General features: G+C 73.9%; 6 protein-coding genes. All 6 read left to right on the forward strand.

The features are described 5' to 3' along the window. Window positions 1–255 precede the first annotated feature (255 nt). Entirely contained in the window at window positions 256–1,221 is a 966-nt protein-coding gene (locus tag ACLQ14_RS08280) for a G5 domain-containing protein (RefSeq protein ID WP_425811821.1), read from the forward strand. 263 nt (window positions 1,222–1,484) lie between these two features. Then, entirely contained in the window at window positions 1,485–2,789 is a 1,305-nt protein-coding gene (locus ACLQ14_RS08285; protein WP_425811823.1) for a ubiquitin-like domain-containing protein, read from the forward strand. A gap of 37 nt (window positions 2,790–2,826) precedes the next feature. Next, on the forward strand, window positions 2,827–3,696 hold the full coding sequence (gene rsmA, locus ACLQ14_RS08290; protein ID WP_425811825.1) for a 16S rRNA (adenine(1518)-N(6)/adenine(1519)-N(6))-dimethyltransferase RsmA: 870 nt from the start codon (window positions 2,827–2,829) through the stop codon (window positions 3,694–3,696). Further along, entirely contained in the window at window positions 3,693–4,637 is a 945-nt protein-coding gene (locus tag ACLQ14_RS08295) for a 4-(cytidine 5'-diphospho)-2-C-methyl-D-erythritol kinase (RefSeq protein ID WP_425811827.1), read from the forward strand. The genes rsmA and ACLQ14_RS08295 overlap by 4 nt, the downstream gene beginning before the upstream one ends. 102 nt (window positions 4,638–4,739) lie before the next feature. Further along, complete coding sequence (locus ACLQ14_RS08300; RefSeq protein ID WP_425811829.1) at window positions 4,740–5,150, forward strand: DUF3311 domain-containing protein; 411 nt, start codon at window positions 4,740–4,742, stop codon at window positions 5,148–5,150. Next, on the forward strand, window positions 5,147–6,859 hold the full coding sequence (gene mctP / locus ACLQ14_RS08305) for a monocarboxylate uptake permease MctP (RefSeq protein ID WP_425811830.1): 1,713 nt from the start codon (window positions 5,147–5,149) through the stop codon (window positions 6,857–6,859). The genes ACLQ14_RS08300 and mctP overlap by 4 nt, the downstream gene beginning before the upstream one ends. The last annotated feature ends 107 nt before the right edge of the window (window positions 6,860–6,966 follow it).

Consider the following 6,966-nt stretch of genomic DNA (forward strand, 5'->3'; position numbering starts at 1 on the left):
TTTCTACCCCCCCCCCCCCGGGGGCGGCCCCCCCCCCCCCCCCCCCCCCCCCGCCCCCCGGGGGGGCGCCGCCCTTGGCCGCGGGCGCCCCCACGGCCGTGAAAGCCCGGTGCCCGGAAGCGTCCCGGAACCTGCCCGCGGCAACAAGAGCGCGCAGCGCGCCTATCACGAACAGATCACGGCCGCACATTTCCTCGGCCTTCGCCACCGCAACCCGCGGGCGGCGAGCCGTGCGGCACGACCCGAGGACGTCCCATGGCCCCGAGCCCTACCGCCCCTCCCGCCGAGCGGCCCGCCCGCGTGCGACGCCCGCGCCGCGCGCTCGTGTCCGGCGTCGTCGCCCTGACGCTCACGAGCGTCGGCGTCACCGGCAGCGTCGCGCTGGCCCCCGTCACCGCGGGCGCCGCGACGACCGTCACCGCGGCCGTGCCCGGCGCGGTCACCAAGACCACGACCGCGCACCGCACGACCAAGCTCCCCGCGGGCTCGAAGGTCCGCCTCGTCGCGAAGAGCTGGAAGCGCAACCTCGTCGCCGCGTCGCCGGCGACGGTCGGCGCGCTCCTCAACGCCAAGAGGGTCCGCCCGGACAGCAACGACCGCCTCCGCCTCGGCCCGGCGAGCACCGCCGACAAGCGCGCCGGCGTGGCCGCGACGGTCACGGTCCAGCGCGTCACGGTCGCCAAGGTGACGACCAGGAAGCACGCGAAGCGCAGGACGAAGGTCGTCCGGTCGAGCAAGCGGTACAAGGTGCTCGGCTCGTACGTGAAGCGCAGGGGTCACGCGGGGACGCGGACGACGGTGGCCCGCGTGACGCGCGTCGACGGCAAGGTCACGGCCCGCACGACGCTGCGGACGCACACGACGATGGTCAAGAAGGTCGTCGTCAAGGGCACGCGCAAGAGCCCCAAGCACGCGACCGTGGCGTACTCGAAGGCCATCGCCAAGGACCTCGTGCGACGCAAGGGCTGGAGCACGCGCCAGTACAAGGCGCTGGTCTCCCTGTGGAACCGCGAGTCGGGCTGGCGCGTGTCGGCGCACAACGCGAGCAGCGGCGCGCACGGCATCCCGCAGGCCCTGCCGGGCCGGAAGATGGCGAGCGCCGGACCGGGCTGGCGCACGAACGCGATGACCCAGATCAAGTGGGGCCTCGGCTACATCAAGGGTCGCTACGGCACGCCCGTCGGCGCCCTGTCCCATTCGCACCGCTACGGCTGGTACTGACCGGCCTGACCGTCTGCCGCCGTTTCCTCCGCGAATTCCCGCCGGGCGAGATCTGTTTCCGGTAATACCGGGGACAAATCCGCCCAGGGGTTTCGTAGAAGATCACGGATCGGTTACGGTCGAACGCTGACAGCCGGATCGGAGCACGAGGACCGGGCGGGCCCCACGGCCCGCGCACCGCGTCGCGGCAACCCCGCGGCCCGGACCCGGGGCGCACGCGCCACCTCGTCTCCGTGCCCGGGAAGCTCGACGACTGGACTCGAGTGACTTCTCCCCAGGACACCCCCCACGGCACCACGACGCCGGGCACCGAGCCCGAGCAGGCTGTTGCCACCCCCGCCCCGGGCCGGCGCCACCGCTGGCCCTGGATCGCCGCAGGAGCCGCCGTCGCGGTCCTCGTGAGCGGAGGCGCCGTCTACGCGGGCGCCCACAAGTCCGTCACGCTCGACGTGGCCGGCGAGTCGTCGACCGCCGGCACCTTCGCCGGCAGCGTGAGCGACCTCCTCCAGAAGAAGGGCATCGAGCTCGGCGACCACGACGTCGTCTCGCCCGCCCCGAGCACCTCGCTGCACGACGGCGAGCACATCGTCGTCCGCTACGGCCACCAGGTGACGGTGGACGTCGACGGCACCAAGACCACCGTCTGGACCACCGCGCTCGACGCCGGCGAGGCGCTCGGCGCGCTCGAGGCCCGCGGCTCCGACGTCAGCCTCGTCGCCAACCGGTCCCAGACCGACGGCCGCCCGGCGCTGGGCCTCGAGCTCGCCGCCAGCGGCCCCGTCGCCGTCGTGGCGGACGGCAAGACCCGCGTGGTCCAGGACCCGAGCCAGGGCGTCGACAGCGTCCTCAAGCAGCTCGACCTGACCCTCGGCGCGCGCGACCGCGTGTCCGTCGAGCCGCGCACGGGCTCGACCGACGTCGCGCTCGTCGTCCAGCGGGTCGCCGTCAAGAACGAGAAGAAGACCAAGCCCGTCGCGTTCACGACCGTCCACAAGAAGGACGCGTCGCGCTACGCCGACCTCGGCTCCGTCGTCACGAAGGCCGGCAAGAAGGGCGTCTACACGACGACCTACAAGGTCACCTACGTCGACGGCAAGGTCGAGGCGAAGTCCGTGACCGCCAAGGGCGTCACCCGCAAGCCGGTGAGCAAGGTCGTGGTGACGGGCACCAAGGCGCGGCCCGTCGTCGCCCCGAAGCCGAAGGCGACGAGCACCGCGCCCTCGAAGGCGTCCTCGAGCTCGAGCGCGTCCACGAAGTCGTCGAGCTCCTCGAAGTCGTCGTCGTCGAGCGGCTCGTCGAGCAGCAGCTCGTCGGGCGGCGGCAGCGCGCCCGCGGGCGTGTGGGGCAAGCTCGCCGCGTGCGAGTCGGGCGGCAACCCCAAGGCCGTCAACCCGGCCGGCTACTACGGGCTCTACCAGTTCACGCCGAGCACGTGGCACTCGCTCGGCGGCTCCGGCCTGCCGACGGACGCGTCGGCCGCGACGCAGACCGCGCTCGCGCAGAAGCTCCAGGCCCGTTCGGGCTGGGGCCAGTGGCCCGCCTGCGCGGCCAAGCTCGGTCTGCTCTGAGCGACCGGGAAGACCCCCGGCCGGTAGGCTCACCGCCATGACCGACCACCGAGGCGCCCTGCTGGGACCGGCCGAGATCCGGGACCTGGCAGGGCGTCTCGGCGTCCGGCCCACCAAGACCTGGGGCCAGAACTTCGTGCACGACGGCGGCACCGTCCGGCGCATCGTCCGCATCGCGGGCGTCGAGCCGGGGGAGCGCGTGGTCGAGGTCGGGCCGGGGCTCGGCTCGCTCACGCTCGGGCTCCTCGAGGCGGGCGCGAGCGTCGTCGCCGTCGAGATCGACCCGGCTCTCGCGCGCCAGCTCCCCGAGACGGTCGCGGGCCGCTCCGAGGAGCTCGCGGCCCGGCTCACGGTCGTCCCCGCCGACGCCCTCGACGTGACCGAGCTCCCGGGCGAGCCCCCGACGGCGCTCGTCGCGAACCTCCCGTACAACGTCGCGGTGCCCGTCCTGCTCACGTTCCTCGAGCGCTTCGACAGCCTCGAGCGCGTGCTCGTCATGGTGCAGGCCGAGGTCGCCGACCGCCTCGCCGCGCCGCCCGGCTCCAAGGTCTACGGCGTGCCCAGCGTCAAGGCCGCCTGGTACGCGTCCGCGCGTCGGGCGGGGACCGTCGGGCGCAGCGTGTTCTGGCCCGCGCCCAACGTGGACTCGGCGCTCGTCGCCCTCGAGCGGCGCGACCCGCCCGCGACCACGGCCACGCGGCGGGAGGTGTTCGCCGTCGTCGACGCCGCGTTCGCCCAGCGCCGCAAGACCCTCCGTGCCGCCCTCGCGCGCACCGCGGGGTCCGGAGAGGCCGCGGGGCGCGTGCTCGCCGCGGCCGGCGTCGACCCGTCCGCGCGCGGCGAGACGCTCACCGTGGCCGACTTCGCACGCATCGCCGAGGCGTTCGCCGCCCAGGTGAGCGCATGACGGCGCACCTCGCGGCCGCGCCCGAGCCGTCCGTCAGCGTCCGCGCGCCCGGCAAGGTGAACCTCTCGCTGCGCGTGGGCGCGGTCCGTCCCGACGGCTACCACCCGCTCGTCAACATCTTCCAGGCCGTGTCCCTCTACGAGGAGGTCACCGCGACCGCGGTACCGGCGGGGCGCGGCGTCTCGATCGCCGTCGACGGGCCGCACGCCGACCGCGTGCCCACCGACCGCGCCAACCTCGCGTGGCGCGCCGCCGAGCTCCTCGCCGAGCACACCGGCGTCCGACCCGACGTCCACCTCGCGATCGTCAAGGGCGTGCCTGTCGCGGGCGGGATGGCCGGCGGGTCCGCCGACGCCGCCGCGGCGCTCGTCGCGTGCGACGCGCTGTGGGAGACCGGGCTCGGGCGCAACGAGCTCACGGAGCTGGGCGGGCGGCTGGGCGCCGACGTCCCGTTCGCGCTGCACGGGCACGTCGCCGTCGGTACCGGACGCGGGGACGTGCTCACGCCTGCGATGGTCCGCGGCGAGTTCTTCTGGGCGCTCGCGGTCACCGACGAGGGGCTGTCGACCGCGCGCGTGTTCGACGCGTTCGACGCCGCGCACGCCGGCGGCCGCGGCGTCCCCGCGGACCCGGCGCTCGCCGACGACACCCCGCTCATGCAGGCGCTCCGGGCCGGGGACGCGAGGGCGCTCGGGTCGCTGCTGCACAACGACCTCCAGGAGCCCGCCCTCGGGCTGGCCCCGCACCTGCGCGAGACCATGGACGTCGCGCGCGACGCCGGAGCGCTCGGCGTCATGCTGTCCGGCTCGGGCCCGACGGTCGCCGCGCTCGCCCGGAGCCGGCAGCACGCGCTCGCGATCGCCGCGTCGTGGACCGCGGTCGGCACCGCCGACGACGTATACACTGCCGTCGGCCCATCGCCCGGGGCACGGATCGTCTGACGACATCCCGCCGACCGATCCGCGGACCGGGCCACAGGCCCGGCCGGCGACCCCGGCGCGGACCCGATGGACTTCGCTCAACGTAGAGACGAAGGAGTCGACGTGCCCCACCCTGCCCCCAGTCCCGACGCCCCCCGCCACGGCGGCCTCCGGGCCGACACGCCCGTGCGCGGCCCGGCGCGGCCCGGCCCCTACGTCGTCGCGGGCGTCCTGGTCGCGGTCGCGATCGTGCTGCCGCTGGTCGTGCCGATCTACGCGCGCCACGACCCGGACCTCGGCGGGATGCCGTTCTTCTACTGGTACCAGCTGCTGTGGGTGTTCATCGACGCCGCGCTCCTCTTCCTCGCGTACACCGTGATGATGAAGGAGGACCGGCGCCGCCGCGCCGTCGTGCGGAACGCGGCCGCCGGCCCGGGCGGAGGACATCCGGCCCGGCACGCGGCACCCGAGGCCGACGGTGCTGACGACGCCGACGGCGGCGCCGCCGGTCCCGTGGACGGGGGCGCCCGGTGAACGCGCTCGCCCTCGTCCCCGCCGTGACGTTTCCCGCCGCGGCCCCCGACGCCGACGGTCACCGCTCGATCGCCGGCGGGGCGCTCGCCGTCGTCATCCTGCTGTTCCTCGTGGTGGCCGCCATCGGGTTCCTCGCGTCCCGGTGGCGTACGAGCCCGGAGGAGCGCGGCCTGCACAGCCTCGACGAGTGGGGGCTCGGCGGGCGCGGCTTCGGCTCGTGGGTGACCTGGTTCCTGCTCGGCGGCGACCTGTACACGGCGTACACCTTCGTGGCCGTCCCCGCCGCGATGTGGGCCACGGGGGCGGTGTCCGGGTTCTTCGCGGTGCCGTACACGATCGTGCTCTACCCGATCGTGTTCCTGCTCATGAGCCGGCTCTGGTCCGTGTCGCGCAGCCACGGCTACGTCACCCCGGCCGACTTCGTGGGCGGCCGGTACGGCAGCAGGTGGCTGTCCACCGCCATCGCCGTGACGGGCATCGTCGCGACCATGCCGTACATCGCGCTCCAGCTCGTCGGGATGAAGGCCGTGCTCACGGTCCTCGGCCTCGGGTCGGGCTCGAACTCGTTCGTGAACGATCTGCCGCTCGTCATCGCGTTCGTCGTGCTCGCCGCCTACACGTACACCGGCGGCCTGCGGGCGCCGGCGCTCATCGCCGTCGTGAAGGACCTGCTGATCTACCTCGCGATCGTCGTCGCGGTGCTCTACCTGCCGGGCAAGTTCGGTGGGTGGGGCTCGATCTTCGACGCCGCGGACGCCAAGCTGTCCACGACGAACCCGGCCACGCACAAGCCCGCGGGCGCGGTCATCCCCGGGGTGACCAGCTTCAACGCCTACTGGACCCTCGCGCTCGGCTCGGCGATGGCCCTCTTCATGTACCCGCACTCGATCACCGGCGTCCTCGCGACCAAGAGTCGCAACACGATCCGCCGCAACGCGGTCGTGCTGCCGCTGTACTCGCTCATGCTCGGCTTCCTCGCGCTGCTCGGGTACGTGGCGATCAAGGCGGGGACCATGCCCGTCGACACCGACGGCAAGATCAACGCGCAGCTCGTCGTGCCCCAGCTCTTCCTCGACAGCTTCCCGTCGTGGTTCGCCGGGGTCGCGCTCGCCGCGATCGCGATCGGGGCGCTCGTGCCCGCCGCGATCATGTCGATCGCCGCGTCGAACCTGTTCACGCGCAACATCTACCGCGACCTGATCAAGCCCGACGTCACCCCGCGCACCGAGGCCAAGATCTCCAAGCTGGTGTCGCTGCTCGTCAAGGTTGGGGCGCTGGTGTTCGTGCTCGGGATGGACCAGTCGTCGGCGATCAACCTGCAGCTCCTCGGCGGCATCTGGATCCTGCAGACGTTCCCGGCGATCGTCGCGGGCCTCTACACGCGGTGGTTCAACAAGTGGGCGCTGCTCGTCGGCTGGGCCGCCGGCATGGTCTTCGGGACGATCGCCGCCTACGACGTCGTCAACCCGGCCACGGGCAAGCACTTCGGGGGCTCGATCGCCGCGATCCCGTGGTCCCACACCACCGTGTACATCGGGGTCACCGCGTTCGCGCTCAACGCCGTCGTCGCGACGCTCGGCACGCTCGTGCTCCGCGCGTTCAAGGTGCGGGACACCGCGGACTCCACCCGGTCGACCGACTACGAGGTGGACGAGGACGACATGCGGGTGCAGCCGGTGCCCGAGGAGCTCCGCACCGAGCTCTCCTGACCGCCTCCGCCCCTCTCTGCCGAACACGGGGTGGGGGGGGGGGGGGGGGGGGGGGGGGGGGGGGGGGGGGGGGCCCGCGGCCCCCGCGGCGACGCGGCGAAACAACG

Source organism: Luteimicrobium sp. DT211 (assembly GCF_049844995.1).
Lineage (GTDB): Bacteria > Actinomycetota > Actinomycetes > Actinomycetales > Cellulomonadaceae > Luteimicrobium.

Coding starts and splice junctions, on each gene's coding strand:
- ACLQ14_RS08295 (WP_425811827.1), top strand. CDS start 3,693: ATGACGGCGCACCTCGCGGCCGCGCCCGAGCCGTCCGTCAGCGTCCGC.
- rsmA (WP_425811825.1), top strand. CDS start 2,827: ATGACCGACCACCGAGGCGCCCTGCTGGGACCGGCCGAGATCCGGGAC.
- ACLQ14_RS08280 (WP_425811821.1), top strand. CDS start 256: ATGGCCCCGAGCCCTACCGCCCCTCCCGCCGAGCGGCCCGCCCGCGTG.